Raw genomic sequence first — 15,588 nt, 5'->3', positions numbered from 1 at the left:
GGCGATGGAGGCCGAACGTGACCGTCAGAAGAATCTTGATCGACCCATGGAGGGCCCGGCTCGGCGGTATCGCCGCCCTCGCCGTGGCCGCGGTGATGATGTCGGCCGCGATGACCGGCACGGCGTCGCCGGCGCGGGCGGCGACGACCCTGCGCGGCCTGGCCGAGGCGAAGGGCCGTTACTTCGGTACCGCACTGACCGCGGCCGACCTCAACGTCAGCGGCGAGACCGGCGTCGCGGGGGCCCAATTCGACATGGTGACCCCCGGCAACGAGATGAAATGGGACACCACCGAGCCGTCGAACGGGTCCTACAACTTCGGCCCCGGCGACCAGATCGTCTCCTTCGCCCAGTCCCACACCATGCGGGTACGGGGGCACAACCTGGTCTGGCACTCCCAGCTGCCGTCCTGGGTCAGCGGCCTGCCGTCGAACCAGGTACAGGGGGCGATGGAAGCTCACATCACCACCGAGGCCACGCACTACAAGGGCAAGGTGTACGCCTGGGACGTCGTCAACGAGCCGTTCAACGAGGACGGCAGCCTGCGCAAGGACGTCTTCTACAACGCCATGGGCAGCAATTACATCGCCGACGCGCTGCGCACCGCGCATGCCGCGGACCCCAACGCCGAGCTGTACCTGAACGACTACAACATCGAGGGACAGAACGCCAAGAGCAACGCGATGTACTCGCTGGCGCAGTCGCTGCTGTCCCAGGGCGTGCCACTGAACGGCATCGGGTTCGAAAGCCACTTCATCGTCGGCCAGGTGCCCTCGTCCATGCTGTCCAACATGCAGCGGTTCGCCGCCCTGGGGCTGGACGTGGCGGTCACCGAGCTCGACGATCGCATCCAGCTGCCGGCCGGCAGCACCACTCTGCAGCAGCAGGCCACCGACTACGGCGCCGTGACGAACGACTGCCTGCAGGTCTCCCGCTGCGTGGGCGTCTCGCAGTGGGGCGTGGACGACGGGCACTCCTGGATTCCCGGCACCTTCCCCGGCTACGGCGCCGCCACGATGTACGACTCCAACTACCAGCCCAAGCCCGCCTACAACGCCGTCGTCACCGCGTTGGGCGGCTCCTCATCCGGCGGCGGTACCACGGGTGAACTGCATGCGGTCGGCGCGGGCAAGTGCCTGGACGTGCCGAACGCCGCCACCGCTGAGGGCACCCAACTGCAGATCTACGACTGCTGGGGCGGGTCCAATCAGCTCTGGACGCGCACCTCCGGCGGGCAGCTGACCGTCTACAGCGGCGGCTCGACCGTGTGTCTCGACGCCTACGGCAACCAGACGTCCCCGGGCACCAAGGTCGAGATCTGGCCCTGCAACGGCCAGGCCAACCAGCAGTGGCAGGTCAACTCCAACGGCACCGTCACCGGCGTGCGGTCCGGCCTGTGCCTGGACGTGAGCGGAGCGTCGACGGCCAACGGCGCCCTGGTCCAGCTGTGGACCTGCAGCGGCCGGTCGAACCAGCAATGGACGTTCGGATGAACCGCTCAGCGCCACGTCGGTCAAGGAGTAGGACATTGCGGTCTTCATTCGTTCTCGGGTCGCCCCGTAGGCGTCGTGGGCGGCGTACGCCGACGGCCGTCGCCCTTCACGTCCTGGCGATGCTGGCCATGGTGCTGGCGACCGCGTTGACCGGGTCGGCGCCGGCGTCGGCGGCCGGTACGGGTCCCTGCGACATCTACGCGTCGGGCGGTACGCCGTGCGTCGCCGCGCACAGCACCGTGCGAGCGCTCTACGGCTCGTACAGCGGCAACCTCTACCAGGTCAGGCGGTCCTCGGATAACAAGACCAGGGACATCGGCGTGCTGACCACGGGCGGCTTCGCCAACGCCGCGGCCCAGGACTCGTTCTGCGCCGGCACGTCCTGTGTCATCACCGTCGTCTACGACCAGTCGGGGCACGGCAACGACCTCTGGTACCAGGGCCCCGGGGGAATCGGAGGCTCCGACACTCCCGCCAACGCGACGAGCGAGTCGCTGACCGTCAGCGGCAACAAGACCTACTCGCTCTACATCAACGCCGGCAACAGCTATTGGCGGAACGGCTCGTCGTCGGGAGTCCCGACCGGCAGCGCGCCCGAAGGCATGTACATGGTGACCAGCGGCACGCACGTCAACGGCGGCTGCTGCTTCGACTACGGCAACAGCGAGACGGATCGGAAGGCCGACGGTCCGGGCGCCATGGACGCGATCAACTTCAGCACCTCGTGCTGGTTCGGCGGGTGCTCCGGGTCCGGGCCCTGGGTCCAGGCGGATCTCGAATGGGGCCTGTTCCCCGGCGGGAGCACCTCCTGGAACCCGAACCAGCGGGCCTTCACCAGCAGATACGTCACGGCGATGTTGAAGAACAACGGCACATCGCGATTCGCGATCAAGGGCGCCAACGCCCAATCCGGCAACCTGACCACATTGTGGGACGGCGCGCTTCCCAGCGGATACAGCCCGATGAAGAAGCAAGGCGCCATCATCTTGGGAAGCGGCGGTGACTGCTGCAACGGCAACACCAACCTGAGCGTGGGAACCTTCTACGAGGGAGCCATCGTCTCCGGCTATCCGTCGGATGCCACCGACAACGCCGTGCAGGCCGACCTCGTGGCCGCCGGTTACGGGTCCGGCGGCGGAGGAGGTGGTGTTCCGAGCGGCTACCACCGGCTCGTCGTCGGCAGCGATGGTCTGTGCCTGGACGTGTACGGCAACAGCGGCGCGGCGGGCGCGGCGATCGATCAGTGGACCTGCAACGGCCAGTCGAACCAGTAGTTCCAGTTCCTGCCGGGTTCGAACGGCTACGGGGAGCTGCAGGCGCAGAACTCCGGTCAGGTCGTGGCGGTGGCCAACGGCTCGACGGCGCAGGGGAGCCCGGACATCGTGCAGCAGGCCCGGAACGAGGCGGCGAACACGATGTGGCAGCCGATCCAGCGGTCCGATGGTTCGTACGAGTTCAAGAACCAGAACAGCGGTCTGTGCCTGGACGTCTACGGGGCCGGCGGCACCCTCGGGCAGCAGCTCGACCAGTGGCCCTGCAAGAACGCCCCGGGTACCAACCAGGACTTCGGCTTCGGCTGACGCCCCGGTCCGGGTTCGGCTCGCGATGCCTGATCGAATGGATCAGCCGAAGACACGGCGCTGGCTCTTGCGCCGGTGGTCCTCGAGGGTCTTATCGAGTAAGGCGAGGCGGCCGCTCGCCGTACCCGCTGTTCCCTTCACCGAGGAACGCGAAAGGACTCGTAGTGAAACGCTCCGCCCGGTTCGTCCCGACGCGGCCCGTCCGACGCGAGGGCCGGTCCTCCCGGCAGACCACCCCTCCCCGCGCAGGGGAACCCGCGTGAACGTTCGACGCGTCGCCTACGCCGGGGCGCGGCGGCTGGCGATCGAGACCACCGGGCTCACGCCACCGCCGCCGGGGCACGCCCGTGTCGACGTCGCCTACACCGGCATCTGCGGTACGGACCTGCGTATCTTCCACGGTGACTGGACGGCAGGGTCCACCCGCCGTGTGTCATCGGCCACGAGATGTCCGGCCGGATCGCGCAGGTCGGCTCCGGTCTCCTCGACTGGCGGCCGGGCGACCACGTCACCGTCATGCCGCCGGTTCCCTGCCGGACCTGCCCGGCGTGCCGGGCGGGCCACACGCACATCTGTCACCGTCTGGTCTTCCTCGGAATCGACGCGGCCGGATCCATGCAGAACAGCTGGACGGTCCCCGCGGCGGCACTGGTCCGGCTCCCTCAGGACCTGGCCCTGGACCAGGCCGCTCTCGTCGAACCCACCGCCGTGGCCGTGCACGACGTACGGCGCGCGGAGCTGCGGCCGGGGGAGAAGACGATCGTGGTCGGCGGCGGTCCGATCGGGTTGCTCATCGCGATCGTCGCCCGCCGGTCCGGTGCGGATGTGTTGCTGGTGGAGCCCGAACCGTACCGCCGTTCTGTGGCCGAAGGGCTGGGGCTGCCCGTCACCGACCCGAGCGAAGCGGGCCGTGCCGAGATCGTCGAACGGTGGACCGGTGGGGCGGGCGCCGCGGTGGCGTTCGAGGTCTCCGGCGCGGCCGCCGCTGTCGCCACCGCCGTCGACTCGCTGGCCATCCGCGGCCGGATGGTCCAGGTCGCCATTCACCGCGCTCGGCCGCGGATGCCCGGCGCTGAGCGCCGACTTCGCCGACCGCACGGCCGTCGCCGACCTGGCGGCCCGGCTCGAGGAACCCGATCGTCCACCGGCCATCAGGTCCCCGCGCTCAGCGGTCGCCGGCCGGGACGCCGGGGACGCTGAGTCGGTACAGGCGCAGGGCGAGCTGGATCTCCAGGGCGTGCTCGGGCGACTGCCAGCGCTCGCCCAGCAGCTTGCCGACGCGGTCGAGCCGCTGCGTGACGGTGTTGACGTGGATGTGCAATCGCCTCGCGGCCCTGGACAGGCTGCCCCCGGGCCTCGAAGTAGGCCTCCAACGTCCGCACCAGATTGGTCCCCCGTCGTTCGTCGTAGTCGATCAACGGGCCGAGCGCGGCGGCCAGGAAGCTCTCCACGTCCCGGCCGTCGCCACTCGATCGCGCAGCGATGATAGGCGTCGAAGTCGGGATTGTCGGAAGTCCCGATCGCGCGTCAGCGATCAGATGGGACTGCACAGTGAGTTGGCCAGCGGCTTCTTCAATAGTTGTCCCGTCGCCGCGTCACGGGCCTTTGGCGTGGGTCGTCAGTCCAAGGGACACGTCGGGCGGATCGGCCGGGGCGGTTGGCCGCAGAGCCCTACTTCGTTCCCGCGGACCAGGCCTTGGCGCGCTGCTGCTTGAGGCGGAGCTCCTCTTGGCGGACCTTGGCCTGGATGGCCTGCTCGCGTTCTAGCCAGTCGGGGTTTTCGGCCTTCAAGGTCTCGATCTCGGCGGTGGTGAGGGGGCCCGTGATGCCGGCGCGGGCTAGGCCCGAGGCGGAGACGCGAAGCTTGGCGGCGACGACCTGGCGTGGGTGGGGACCCATGCGGCGCAGGTCGGCGAGCCAAGAGGGCGGGTCGGCCTGGAGCGCGTTCAGCTCGTCCCGGGAGACGACGCCCTCCTGGAATTCGGCGGGCGCTGCCGACAGTAGGATCCCCAGCTTCTTGGCCGCGGTCGCCGGCTTCATGGTCTGCGGGGTCTTCGCCCTGGACGTGCTCATGACATCAAGGGTAGCCAGCGGGAGGGAGCCGGCTGGACGCCACTAGGCTGAGAAGGTGACCAAGGGGGAGTTCCGACTGGCCTACGCCCCGGGAGTGACGCCCGGGAAATGGGCCGGAGTGTGGGCCGAGCGGGTGCGGGAGGTGCCGCTTCGGCTGATCCAGGTGCCCGCCGCCGACGCTGTCCCTCTGCTGCGGGACGGCGGCGTGGACGCGGCGTTCGTGCGCCTGCCCGTCGACCGTGAGGCCCTCCACGTGATCCCGCTGTACCTGGAGACGACCGTGGTGGTCGTGCCGAAGGATCACGCGGTGGCCGCGGTCGAGGAGGTGGAGCTCGCCGATCTCGCCGACGAGGACGTGTTCGAGCCGCTCGACGAGGTCTTGGCCTGGGGCGACCGCCCCGGGCAGCCCGCCTTCACCCGTCCGGAGAGCACGGCGGGCGCGATCGAGTTGGTGGCGTCGGGGGCCGGCGTCCTCCTGCTCCCTCAGTCTCTGGCCCGCCTCCACCACCGCAAAGACCTCACCTACCGCGCCGTGACCGACGCCCCCCAGTCCCAGATCGGCCTGGCCTGGCTCGAGGCCGCGACGACCGACCTCATGGAGGAGCTGATCGGCATCGTCCGCGGCCGCACTCCCAACAGCTCCCGTGGCCGCACCCCCCAACAACAACCCACCCGTAAGAAGCCCCCGCAAAAGCACTCCACTCCCAAGCCTCGCCACCGGACGCGCCGCCGCCGGACGTGAGAAGAGGTCACGCTTACCGAGATGGTCGGGGTCGGCCGGCCCCTTTGTGGCGCGCCGGCGGCGGCAAGGGTCACGACGGTGGCGTAGTGGTCGGGTCCGCGTCCGGCGTGTTCACGAGCATTGTTTCGCGTCGCCCGCCGGGTGCCTGGTGGGCGCCTGGAGCGCCGCGCCGGGCGTGACCTCGCGGACGCCGCTGCCCGCGACCCGTACCGGGAGCGGCGGGCCGGACCGCACGGTCAGCTTCGTGGCCCGCTGGCCGACGGAAAGGTCGAAAACGCGCCCGTGCCACTCCACTCCGTGATGTCGACGCCCGGCAACTGCGGCGGGAGGAAGGGGTTGATGGTGATCCTCCTGCGTGGGAACCGGGCCGACTCGACGCCGTCGGTTCCTTTGCGGGAGGGGCACCGGCTCACCTGCACGCCGGCGGCCACCGGCGCGCGATCACCGTGGATCACGCAGGCTAGCGCTGCAGCGTCAGCAGGCCCGGACGCCACGGCAGTTGGTCGTAGGGGCCGCTGGCGCTGGGGGACTTGCCCTGGTAGAGGAACTGCAGGTTGCAGGGATCGATGGTCATGGTCTGGTCAGGGTTGCTGCGAACCAGGTCACCATGGCTGATGTCGTTGGTCCAGGTGGCCCCGCTGTTGGCCTTGCCCGCGAACGGGTTGCTTTCGCTGCTGGCCTGCGGAGTCCACGAACCGCTCAGGCTGGATGCCGTGAACGAGCGGAAGTACCGCCCATTCGCTCCCATCGCCTCAACGATCATCAGGTACTGGTTCTGCCCCTGGACCTTGTAGACCTGGACCGCCTCGAACAGGTTGGCCGTCGAGTCGCTCATCACCGTCGTGTACGACGAGCCGAAGCTACCCGGGAAGTTCCCGATCGGCATGCTCGCCCGGTAGATCTTGCCGTTGTCACCGGCGAAGAACAGGTACATGTTCGAACCGTCGCCGATCAGCGTCTGGTCGATCGGGCCGGTGCCGGAGCCGGAGATGCTGCCGGTGAACAGCGCCTGCGGTGAGGACCAGCCGTTGGGGTTGGTGGGGTCGCTCGACGTCCGGTAGATGAAGGGCCACGCTCCCCACTGGTAGGCCAGCACCCAGATGTTCTTGGGTGCGAAGTAGAACAGCGTGGGCGCCACCGCGGCCTGACTCATCCCGATCTGGCCGGCCGAAGCCATGTCAGACCAGTTCGTGAAGGGACTGAACGCCATCGAACCGTACGACGATCCCGACACGTTCGACGCGTAGACCAGGTGCTTGCCGTTGTAGACGACGTTGGTGAAGTCCTTGAGCGAGACCCACCCGTTCTGCGGCGTCGCCAACGCACCCGTCGACGTCCAGTGGTACGTCGACGGAAGAGAGCACGTGCCGCCGGTCGGGGGCGGGGTCGGAGTCGTGTCCGACAGGCCGGTCCACTTCTGATTCGAACCGCCGTTGCACGTCCAGAGATCGACCGCGGTGCCGTTGGCCGTACCGGCGCCCGTGACGTCCAGGCACAGCCCCGACTCCACGCCGACCACCGTGCCATCGGCGTTCACCCGCCACTGCTGGTTGCTACCACCGCTGCAGGTCCAGATCTGCACCCGGGTACCGGCCGCGGTGGCGTGGTTCGGCACATCCAGGCACTTGCCGCCGTACACGGTCAGTTGGCCATTGGACGTCGATGTCCACTGCTGGTTCGCGCCGCCCCAGCAGTCATAGATCTGCAGGGACGTGCCGTCGGTCTGGCTTTGGCCGGACACATCCAGACACCGGCCGGAACCGACGCCGCGCAGCGCACCGGTGACGTCGGCCCGAGCAGGGGCGGCCACCAGTGTGAGCGCGAGGACGACCGCGCCCGCGGCCACCATCGCCAGCGCCGCCGTCAGCGCGCGGCGCCCCTGCCCGATACGTGCTCTGTGCATGGGAACCTCCTCCCAGGTCAACTGCGGGACCACTTCTGGTTGCCGGCACCGTCGCGGGCCCGGATCTGTACCGGGTCCGTGACGGCGCTCGAGCCGGCGGTCAGGACTTTCGGTCGGACGGTGCGGGGTGGATGTCTCATACCGATCCTTGCGTGAGACGGTTCGGGAGGAATGAGGCCGGCAACGGGTTCGCCGCCAACCGGAGGACACCGTTGTGAGGCACGGGCGAGGAGTGGATGACCGAGACCCGCATCAGACGTGTTACCGGTAACATGGGTCGCCGCCTTATGTCTGTGCCAACGGTTGTCAATTGGATGTGGACCGGCTGACCGGGCCTTAGCGGGAGCGGACTCTGACGGTGGTGGAGACGTCGTCGAAGGACGCCGCGGTGATGACGCCTTGGCGAAGGCCGCCGATGGCCGCGTCGCCGTTGCCGCCACCGGTACTCGCGCTGATCGAAGCACCGGATGCGCCCTCAGGCGCGGTAGGCGGAATGTCATCGCTGTCGATCCGGGCGGTCGATCGAGCTCCTTTCTTCGGCGGGTTTGTCGAAGGTGGTGTGGGGCGGAGCAAATATGAGCGGGGGAGATATGTCAAGGGCTCCCATGCGCACCCTGAGAGCGCGCCAGGGCCGAGCGTGGCTCATCTGGCGTTATCCGCGAAGATGCGCCTGGCCGGCGAAGCGCCGTGATGAAAACTATCATTGCGATCCGCACTCAGGAGGAGAGCGTCGAAAGTTTTCGGTAGCGTACTCGCCCGCCGGAAGAGGTGGGTGACGCTGGGTTGATCGTGATGAGTGTCCGAAATATTTTCGAAAGTATTGACACGTTTTCTGGGCGTTACTCACACTGAGTCCCCGAGGCGGTCGGGCCTGCCGGGCGTGGCAGGGCCCACCAACTGGCGACGCCTTGGTGGTGTGCGTTCCCGGCGAAGGAACGCGGCGTCGATTCCGCGTTTCCGACCTTTCCCATACTTCAGTTATGGAGGCTCAGGAGTGAGCACCGAAGAAACACCCTCGCCCGGAACCAGGCGATCCGTCCGCCGCTTCCGCCGGGCCCTGGTCGCCCTCGCCCTCGGCGTTGTCGGGACGACAACCGTCGCGCTGGCGGTGGCGGTTCCTTCGAATGCCGCGGCGAGTACGCTCGGCGCGGCTGCCGCACAGAGCGGGCGGTACTTCGGCACCGCCATCGCCGCCGGTAGGCTCGGCGACTCGGCGTACACCACGATCGCGGGTCGCGAGTTCACCATGGTGACGCCCGAGAACGAGATGAAGATCGACGCCACCGAGCCCCAGCAGGGCCAATTCAACTTCAGCGCCGGCGACCAGGTCTACAACTGGGCGGTGCAGCACGGGATGCGGGTCCGTGGCCACACCTTGGCCTGGCACTCCCAGCAGCCCGGCTGGATGCAGAGCCTCAGCGGCAGCGCGCTGCGCCAGGCGATGATCAACCACATCAACGGCGTGATGGCCCATTACAAAGGCAAGCTCGCCTACTGGGACGTGGTGAACGAGGCCTTCGCCGACGACGGCTCCGGGGGCCGGCGCGATTCCAACCTGCAGCGGACCGGCAACGACTGGATCGAGGTCGCCTTCCGCACCGCGCGGGCGGCCGACCCGAGCGTCAAGCTCTGCTACAACGACTACAACATCGAGAACTGGAACGCCGCCAAGACCCAGGGCGTCTACAACATGGTCAAGGACTTCAAGTCCCGCGGTGTTCCGATCGACTGCGTCGGCTTTCAGTCTCACTTCAACAGCGGCAGCCCCTACAACAGCAACTTCCGCACCACCCTGCAGAACTTCGCTGCCCTGGGCGTCGACGTGGCGATCACCGAGTTGGACATCCAGGGCGCCTCGGCCACGACCTACGCCAACGTGACCAACGACTGCCTGGCCGTCTCGCGCTGCGTCGGCATGACAGTCTGGGGCGTACGGGACAGCGACTCCTGGCGGTCCGGCGACACCCCGCTCCTCTTCGACGGCAACGGCAACAAGAAACCCGCCTACACCTCTGTCCTCAACGCCCTCAACGCCGGATCATCCTCCACTCCGACTCCGACTCCGACCGTCACGCCGCCCGGCGGCGGCGGACAGATCAAGGGTGTCGCCTCCGGCCGCTGCCTGGACGTGCCCAACGCGAGCACGACCGATGGCGTTCAGGTGCAGCTGTGGGACTGCAATGGCAACAGCAACCAGCAGTGGACCTACACCTCCGCCAACGAGTTCAAGGTCTACGGCGACAAGTGCCTTGACGCCGCCGGCACCGGCAGCGGTGTCAAGGTACAGATCTACTCCTGCTGGGGCGGCGACAACCAGAAATGGCGCGTCAACTCCGACGGAACCATTGTCGGCGTCCAATCCGGACTGTGCCTGGACGCCTCTGGCCAGGGCACCGGCAACGGCACCCAGCTCCAGCTGTACTCCTGCTGGGGTGGCGGCAACCAGAAATGGACCTGGGACGGCGGCGCCAGCTTCAAGTAACCCGCTGATCCCCGTTCCTGACGAGAGAAGCCTCCGGCGCGGGAGGCCCGCCGCGCCGGAGGCGACCACACGGCCCTAACGGGGTGTGAGGGTCCAGAGGTGATCCGCGGTGCCGTTGTCCCCCCACTGGACGACCTGGGCGCCGGGGGCGGTGCTCATGTTCGTCACGCCGAGCAGGAGGCCGCTGTTGTGATTGGTGATCTTGTAGTGGCCGTTCCCGTCGGCGGTGAACTGCCACAGGTGGTCGGCGGTGCCGTTGTCGCTCCAGATCAGGGCGGTTCCGCCGTCGCTCTTGCTCATGTTCGTGATGCCGAGGAACAGCCCGCTGGCCTTGTTGACGATCTTGTAGAGGCCGGAGCCGGCATCGACGAGGGTCCAGGTCTGGGTGCTGCTGGACGAGGGAGCGGCCTGGTCGACCAGAGTTCCCTGGGCGGCGCCGGAGTTCTGGGTGTCCAGGGCCAGGCCGCTGTTCGCATTCTTGATCTGGTAGGTGCCGGCCAGCGAGGATGATCCTCCGCTGCCCGGAGTGACCACCACGTGGTACCCGTAGCTGGCGTTCATCCCCGAGATGGGCACGGTGATGGAGCCGTTGGTGACGGCGTAGTTCGACTCGGCCAGCGTGCTGGGCCCCGAAACCGCCACCGTGCGCCCGGGGGAGGGGGTGTACTCCACCTTCACGTGGACGGTGCTTCCGAAGGAGCCGAGTCCGTTGATGGTCACGGCGCTGTCCCCGGAGCCGTGACCGACGATGACGCTGAGCTGGTTGCCGGCGCTGTTGATCGCCGCCGCGCCGTCGATTCCGGTTTGTGCGGGCGGGGTGGTGAGGACCATCTGGCCGTTCATGTCGGCGTACCACTTGTAGAGCCAGTAGGCGCCGTTGGGCGAGCCGCCCTGGCCGGTGAGCAGGTCGCCGAGCGCGCCGGACTGGTTCCAGAACGCCAGTTCGGCGTCGTGGACACCCAGCCGCTCGAACTTGGCGATGTAGCCGACCAGCGGGCCGGGGATGCCGACCTCGGACGGGGCGGCGTACTCCTCGATGGCGATCGGGCGGGGGCTGATTGCGAGGTTCTTCTCGATGGCGGTGACGTTGGCGACGTCACCGGCGATCTTGGCGGAGTTCGACAGCTCATGCCACGCCAGGATGTCGGGGACGGTGTTCGTCGCGACCGCGTTCTTCAGGAAGTTCTGCATGTCGCTGATGTTGTCCGAGAAGCTCGGGCCCTGGATCGGGGTCGTCGCGTCCTTGGACCGCACTTCGCGGTAGGTACGGGTCCAGAAGTCCTCGAAGGTGCCGTTGGAGGACGACCAGGTGCCGTCGGCCTCGTTCCACAGCGCGTACGCGGCCAGGTTCGTGATCCCGGACGCCTTGACCTGAGCGATCTGCTGGTCGACGAGGGTGAACCAGTTGTTCCAGCTGAACTGGTACGGCCAGCCGGCGTAGATGTCGGAGAGGCGGTCCACGACCTTCGCGCCCGCCCGGGCCGCCTCCGGCGCCACGGTCAGGATGTCGCCCGTGGGCTGCTGCTTGCCGCCCTGGGGCTTCTGCACGAAGGTGTTCGGCTTGATGGGCTGGACCAGGCTGTCGGCCGGCGTCGTCGCGTTCGCCAGGCCGTAAAGCGAGCCGGTCGCCACGTGTGTCACCGGACGCAGGACCTGGTTGGCGTTGACCACCAGGGTGGTGGCGGCGTGCGCGGGTGTGGCGGCGAGGGCGGCGCCGCCTGCGATGAGGGTCAGCGAGGTGAGGAGGGCGGCGGCTCTTCCGCCTCTGCTTCTGGTTGTTTTCACTTCGGGCTCTCTCGTGGAGTGAGGGGACTCGTGGGTGGGAGCGGCGAAGGCCTGCGACAGTGCGGATTCAGGCGGCGTGTGGAAGGTCGCGGGCGCGGGGGGCCGCGCGCGCGGTGCGCCGGGGGCCGAGGAGGCATGGGGTTCAGTCCTTGACGGCGCCGGCGGTGACGCCGGCCGCGACGTAGCGCTGGGCGACGACGAGGAGCAGCCCCGCGGGGATCGAGGCGACCACGGCGGTGGCCATGATGGCGTTCCACTCCTGGTTGTTGTTTCCGATGTAGCGATAGATGCCGAGGGTGATGGGGCGAAGGTGGCCGCCGCTGTCCAATGTGTTGGCGAAGACGAAGTCCGACCAGGCCCACAGGAAGCTGAAGAGGGAGACGGTGACCAGGGCGTTGCGGCTGATCGGCAGGACGACGGACCAGAAGGTGCGAAGGGGCCCGGCGCCGTCGATGCCGGCGGCGGCCAGGAGCTCGTCGGGGATGCCGGACATGAACGCTCTGAAGATCATGACTCCGAACGGCACGGCGATGGTGGAATCGGCGACGATCAGTCCCCACCAGGTGTTCATCAGGCCGAGGTTGAGGAAGATGCCGTAGAAGCCCATGGCCATCACGATTCCGGGGATCATCTGGGCGATCAGGAGCACCATGCCCAGGGTCCCTCCGCCGCGAGGACGCAGCTTGGCGAGCGCGTAGCCGGCCGGCGCCGATAGCAGCAGGGTGAGGATGACAGTGCCCAGGCCGATCAGCAGGCTCGTCAGCAAGTAAGGCATCTGGTCGTCGAGGACGGCCTTGTACCCCTCGAAGGTGGGGTGCAGCGGGACCAGGTCCGGAGGGTTCTTCCGCATGTCCTGCTGGGGCGTCAGCGAGACGTTGAGCATCCAGTAGACGGGGAACAGCATGATCGCCGTCAGAACGATGCCGATGACGGTCGTGCGGACGCTGCGACGCCGCGGGGTGGGGACGGTCATGATGCCTGACTCCTCTGGACGCGGACGTAGAGCAGTCCGAACACCAGGGCGATCAGGATGAGGATGTCGCCGACTGCGGCGCCGGGCCCGAACTGCGGAAGGAGGGAGCCGAACCCGAGCCGGTAGGACCAGGTGGCGAGGGTGGAGGACGAGTCCCCCGGACCGCCCTTGGTCATGATCCAGATGAGGTCGAAGACCTTGAGCGTGTAGATGAAGCCGAGGAGCAGCACGACCGCGGAGACGGGCCGTAGCAGCGGGAACGTGACCCGGCGGAACACCTGCCAGGGTCCTGCGCCGTCCAGCGCGGCCGCCTCGTACAGCTCGGCGGGGACGTTCTGCAGCCCGCTGTAGAGGATGACCAGGTTGAACGGGATGCCGATCCAGATGTTGGCGATGATGACCGAGGTCAGGGCCCAGTCGGGTGAGGTGAGCCAGTCGACCGGGGAGACGCCGATGAAGTGGAGGGCGTAGTTCAACACGCCGGATTCGCTGTTCATCATCCACGCCCACGTTGAGGAGGAGACGATGAGCGGCAGCAGCCAGGGGATGAGGAAGAGCGCGCGCAGCAGCCCGGACAGGCGAAAGTTCCGGTTGAAGAAGGCGGCCAGGGCCAGACCCGCGCAGTATTGGACGGCGATGGAGGCCAGCGTGAAGGCGAAGGTGTCGCCCATCGCGGGCCAGAACGTGGGGTCGTGCAGGACCTGGCCGAAGTTGTCCCACCCGGAGAACGGGGCCCCGCCGGCCACGAAGGACCGCACGGTGTAGTGGTGCAGGCTCAGGTCCAGGTTGCGGTAGAGGGGATAGAGGTAGGACGCGGCCAGGTAGATCACCAGCGGGAGTGCGAAACCCCAGGCGGTCCACCGGTGCTTTCGGGCCGGCGACGCCGGGCCGCGCCGGCGCCGGCCGGAGTGCTCAGGGCCGGCCTGGACGCGGCCGGGGACCGCTGAGGACGGTTGGCTGGGGCGAGGGTCATGCTGGGGACTCCTAGCTGAGGGGAGCGGCGTCCAGGACTCCGCGCTGAGCCGCCGTGCCGGAGGGATGGTCAGAGACCGGTGCGGCCGCCACCGGCTGTGCGGGTCAGCCCTGGTGGCCGACGGCCGCCTGCGCGACGTCGAGGGCGGCCTGCGGGCTCTTGCCGCCGGACAGCGCGGACTGCACGGCGGTCCACATCTGCTGGGAGATGACCGGATATTTGGTGCCCAGCCCGTTGCCGGTACGGCCGCGGGCCGCGGCGACCGCCGAGATCCACGGCTTGAGGGCGGCATTCTGCTGGACCTGCTGCCCCTGCACCGCGCTCGTGGGCGCGATGTAGGACAGAGTGGTGTCGGTGGCGAGCAGGTTGGCGGGGCTGATCAGACAGCCGACGATCTTTTTCGTCACGTCGTACCGGCCGGTGTCCTTCTGTACCGGCACCGTCACGAACTCACCGCCGGTCGGCGCGGGGGCGGAGCCGCCGTTCCGGCCCGGGATGTTGATGACGCCGTAGGGAAAGCCGGCCTTGGCGGCGTTGGTGAGCTGCCAGGTGCCGTTCTCACCGAAGGCGTACTGGCCGGTGGCGAACTCCTGCCAGCTGGTGGTCTGGGTGTTCTGTAGCACGTCGTGAGGCGCCAGCCCCTGCGAGACCCAGTCCTTCCACAGGGACAGCGCGGCGACGCCGTTGGCGTCGTTCAGCTTGGTCAGGTCACCGTTCGCGCCCCAGAACCAGGGCAGGAACTGGAAGCTGCCCTCCTCGGTGCCGATCGCGGAGAAGGTGATGCCCTTCTTGCCGGCGGCCTTGACCTTCTGCAGCGCCGCTGTGAGGGTGGCCCAGTCCTTGATGCCGGCCGGGTCGACGCCGGCCGCATCGAGGACCTTCTTGTTGTAGTACAGGGCCAGGGTGTTGGCGCCGATCGGGACTCCGTAGGCGGAACCGTCCAGGATGCCCGCGCCGAGGATGTTCTGCTGGATGGAGGAGGTGTCCAGGCCGAGGTCGCCGGTCTTGGTGAGGATCCCCGCCTGGACCAGAGTCGAGACGACGGGGTTGTCGACCAGCATCACGTCTGGGGCGTTGCCCTGTTGGGCCGCGAGCAATGCCTTGTTGCCCAGGTCCGTGGTGTCCATGGCGGTGCGCTTCACGGTGACGCCGGCCCGGGTGCCGCAGCCGGCGACTCGCTTGCCCCACGTCGAGGAGGCATCGAATTGGGGGTAGGGGTCCCAGAAGGTGTAGGTGCCCTTGGCGGAGCCGGCTGAGGCATCACTGCCGCCGGCGGAGTTGCAGGCCGCGGCGGAGGTGAGCGTGCCGGCGGCGAGCACGGCGGCGATGACGGTACGGCACAGATGTCTCATGGTGTCCTCGTCATGGGGGCGGAGGGGGCTGGAACAGGGGCTCGCGGACTAGTACTACATGCCTAGATCGCTTCTGGTGATCGGTCGATTCCTCTGCGTGAGATGGGTGGGGTGTGTGACGGTGTCTGCATGCCTCAGCCCCTCCAATACGCCGGTGCGGTGACAGCCGCGGATCTGGATGCGTGGAAGTCGGAGTTCGAACGAGTGTGTGCGCGGTTTGAGGGCCGGTGGG

At 68.1% G+C, this 15,588-nt stretch carries 14 protein-coding genes and 1 pseudogene; 7 read left to right on the top strand and 8 right to left on the bottom strand.

What is annotated here, in order from left to right:
- The first annotated feature begins 17 nt into the window (after positions 1 to 17).
- The 4 genes from AB0K82_RS36670 (at position 18) to AB0K82_RS36655 (ending at position 4,273) form a co-directional block, all read left to right on the top strand.
- Positions 18 to 1,493, top strand: coding sequence for an endo-1,4-beta-xylanase (locus tag AB0K82_RS36670; protein ID WP_364405865.1), 1,476 nt, complete (start codon positions 18 to 20; stop codon positions 1,491 to 1,493).
- 35 nt (positions 1,494 to 1,528) lie between these two features.
- On the top strand, positions 1,529 to 2,767 hold the full coding sequence (locus tag AB0K82_RS36665) for an arabinofuranosidase catalytic domain-containing protein (protein WP_364405863.1): 1,239 nt from the start codon (positions 1,529 to 1,531) through the stop codon (positions 2,765 to 2,767).
- Positions 2,768 to 2,776: 9 nt separating this feature from the next.
- Positions 2,777 to 3,073: an RICIN domain-containing protein gene (locus AB0K82_RS36660; RefSeq protein WP_364405953.1), complete on the top strand. Its 297-nt coding sequence runs from the start codon at positions 2,777 to 2,779 to the stop codon at positions 3,071 to 3,073.
- A gap of 405 nt (positions 3,074 to 3,478) precedes the next feature.
- Positions 3,479 to 4,273 carry an alcohol dehydrogenase catalytic domain-containing protein gene (locus AB0K82_RS36655; protein WP_364405950.1) on the top strand — a complete coding sequence of 265 codons (795 nt, stop codon included), beginning with the start codon at positions 3,479 to 3,481 and terminating at the stop codon, positions 4,271 to 4,273.
- Here AB0K82_RS36655 and AB0K82_RS36650 read toward each other — a convergent pair.
- Together AB0K82_RS36650 and AB0K82_RS36645 are read right to left on the bottom strand one after the other, a co-directional pair.
- Positions 4,239 to 4,530, bottom strand: a pseudogene (locus AB0K82_RS36650) (helix-turn-helix domain-containing protein); the annotation flags it as partial. The gene AB0K82_RS36655 and the pseudogene AB0K82_RS36650 overlap by 35 nt on opposite strands.
- Before the next feature lie 214 nt (positions 4,531 to 4,744).
- On the bottom strand, positions 4,745 to 5,146 hold the full coding sequence (locus tag AB0K82_RS36645) for a DUF5997 family protein (protein WP_364405860.1): 402 nt from the start codon (positions 5,144 to 5,146) through the stop codon (positions 4,745 to 4,747).
- Between the two features lie 55 nt (positions 5,147 to 5,201).
- Between AB0K82_RS36645 and AB0K82_RS36640 the strand changes: the two genes are divergently transcribed.
- Positions 5,202 to 5,888 carry a LysR family transcriptional regulator substrate-binding protein gene (locus AB0K82_RS36640; RefSeq protein ID WP_364405857.1) on the top strand — a complete coding sequence of 229 codons (687 nt, stop codon included), beginning with the start codon at positions 5,202 to 5,204 and terminating at the stop codon, positions 5,886 to 5,888.
- A 111-nt stretch (positions 5,889 to 5,999) separates the two neighbouring features.
- Here AB0K82_RS36640 and AB0K82_RS36635 read toward each other — a convergent pair whose 3' ends face one another.
- Both AB0K82_RS36635 and AB0K82_RS36630 read right to left on the bottom strand, forming a co-directional pair.
- Entirely contained in the window at positions 6,000 to 6,293 is a 294-nt protein-coding gene (locus tag AB0K82_RS36635; RefSeq protein ID WP_364405855.1) for a glycosyl hydrolase family 65 protein, read from the bottom strand.
- A gap of 55 nt (positions 6,294 to 6,348) precedes the next feature.
- Positions 6,349 to 7,791, bottom strand: a complete 1,443-nt coding sequence (locus AB0K82_RS36630) for a non-reducing end alpha-L-arabinofuranosidase family hydrolase (protein WP_364405852.1) — start codon at positions 7,789 to 7,791, stop codon at positions 6,349 to 6,351.
- Positions 7,792 to 8,152: 361 nt separating this feature from the next.
- Here AB0K82_RS36630 and AB0K82_RS36625 point away from each other — a divergent pair, with 361 nt between their 5' ends.
- On the top strand, positions 8,153 to 8,482 hold the full coding sequence (locus AB0K82_RS36625; RefSeq protein ID WP_364405849.1) for a hypothetical protein: 330 nt from the start codon (positions 8,153 to 8,155) through the stop codon (positions 8,480 to 8,482).
- A 303-nt stretch (positions 8,483 to 8,785) separates the two neighbouring features.
- Positions 8,786 to 10,273 (top strand): endo-1,4-beta-xylanase, encoded by a 1,488-nt coding sequence (locus tag AB0K82_RS36620; RefSeq protein WP_364405846.1) that lies wholly within the window; start codon positions 8,786 to 8,788, stop codon positions 10,271 to 10,273.
- Between the two features lie 75 nt (positions 10,274 to 10,348).
- On the opposite strand, the gene AB0K82_RS36615 is transcribed toward AB0K82_RS36620, so the two are convergent.
- The 4 genes from AB0K82_RS36615 to AB0K82_RS36600 all read right to left on the bottom strand — a co-directional run bounded on the left by AB0K82_RS36615 (position 10,349) and on the right by AB0K82_RS36600 (position 15,356).
- Positions 10,349 to 12,058, bottom strand: a complete 1,710-nt coding sequence (locus AB0K82_RS36615) for an RICIN domain-containing protein (protein WP_364405843.1) — start codon at positions 12,056 to 12,058, stop codon at positions 10,349 to 10,351.
- A gap of 142 nt (positions 12,059 to 12,200) precedes the next feature.
- Positions 12,201 to 13,031, bottom strand: a complete 831-nt coding sequence (locus AB0K82_RS36610; protein ID WP_364405840.1) for a carbohydrate ABC transporter permease — start codon at positions 13,029 to 13,031, stop codon at positions 12,201 to 12,203.
- A complete protein-coding gene (locus AB0K82_RS36605) occupies positions 13,028 to 13,861 on the bottom strand; it encodes a sugar ABC transporter permease (RefSeq protein ID WP_364405837.1) in 834 nt (277 codons plus the stop codon). The genes AB0K82_RS36610 and AB0K82_RS36605 overlap by 4 nt, the downstream gene beginning before the upstream one ends.
- Positions 13,862 to 14,108: 247 nt before the next feature.
- Positions 14,109 to 15,356, bottom strand: a complete 1,248-nt coding sequence (locus AB0K82_RS36600) for an extracellular solute-binding protein (RefSeq protein ID WP_364405834.1) — start codon at positions 15,354 to 15,356, stop codon at positions 14,109 to 14,111.
- Between the last annotated feature and the right edge of the window lie 232 nt (positions 15,357 to 15,588).

The organism is Actinoallomurus sp. NPDC052274 (assembly GCF_040679475.1).
Classification (GTDB): Bacteria; Actinomycetota; Actinomycetes; order Streptosporangiales; family Streptosporangiaceae; genus Actinoallomurus; species Actinoallomurus liliacearum.
This window is presented reverse-complemented; position numbering and strand designations above follow the sequence as displayed.

Excerpts from the sequence above, each read along its gene's own strand:
- AB0K82_RS36610 (WP_364405840.1), bottom strand. The coding sequence starts at position 13,031 with ATGACCGTCCCCACCCCGCGGCGTCGCAGCGTCCGCACGACCGTCATC.
- AB0K82_RS36630 (WP_364405852.1), bottom strand. The coding sequence starts at position 7,791 with ATGCACAGAGCACGTATCGGGCAGGGGCGCCGCGCGCTGACGGCGGCG.
- AB0K82_RS36600 (WP_364405834.1), bottom strand. The coding sequence starts at position 15,356 with ATGAGACATCTGTGCCGTACCGTCATCGCCGCCGTGCTCGCCGCCGGC.
- AB0K82_RS36645 (WP_364405860.1), bottom strand. The coding sequence starts at position 5,146 with ATGAGCACGTCCAGGGCGAAGACCCCGCAGACCATGAAGCCGGCGACC.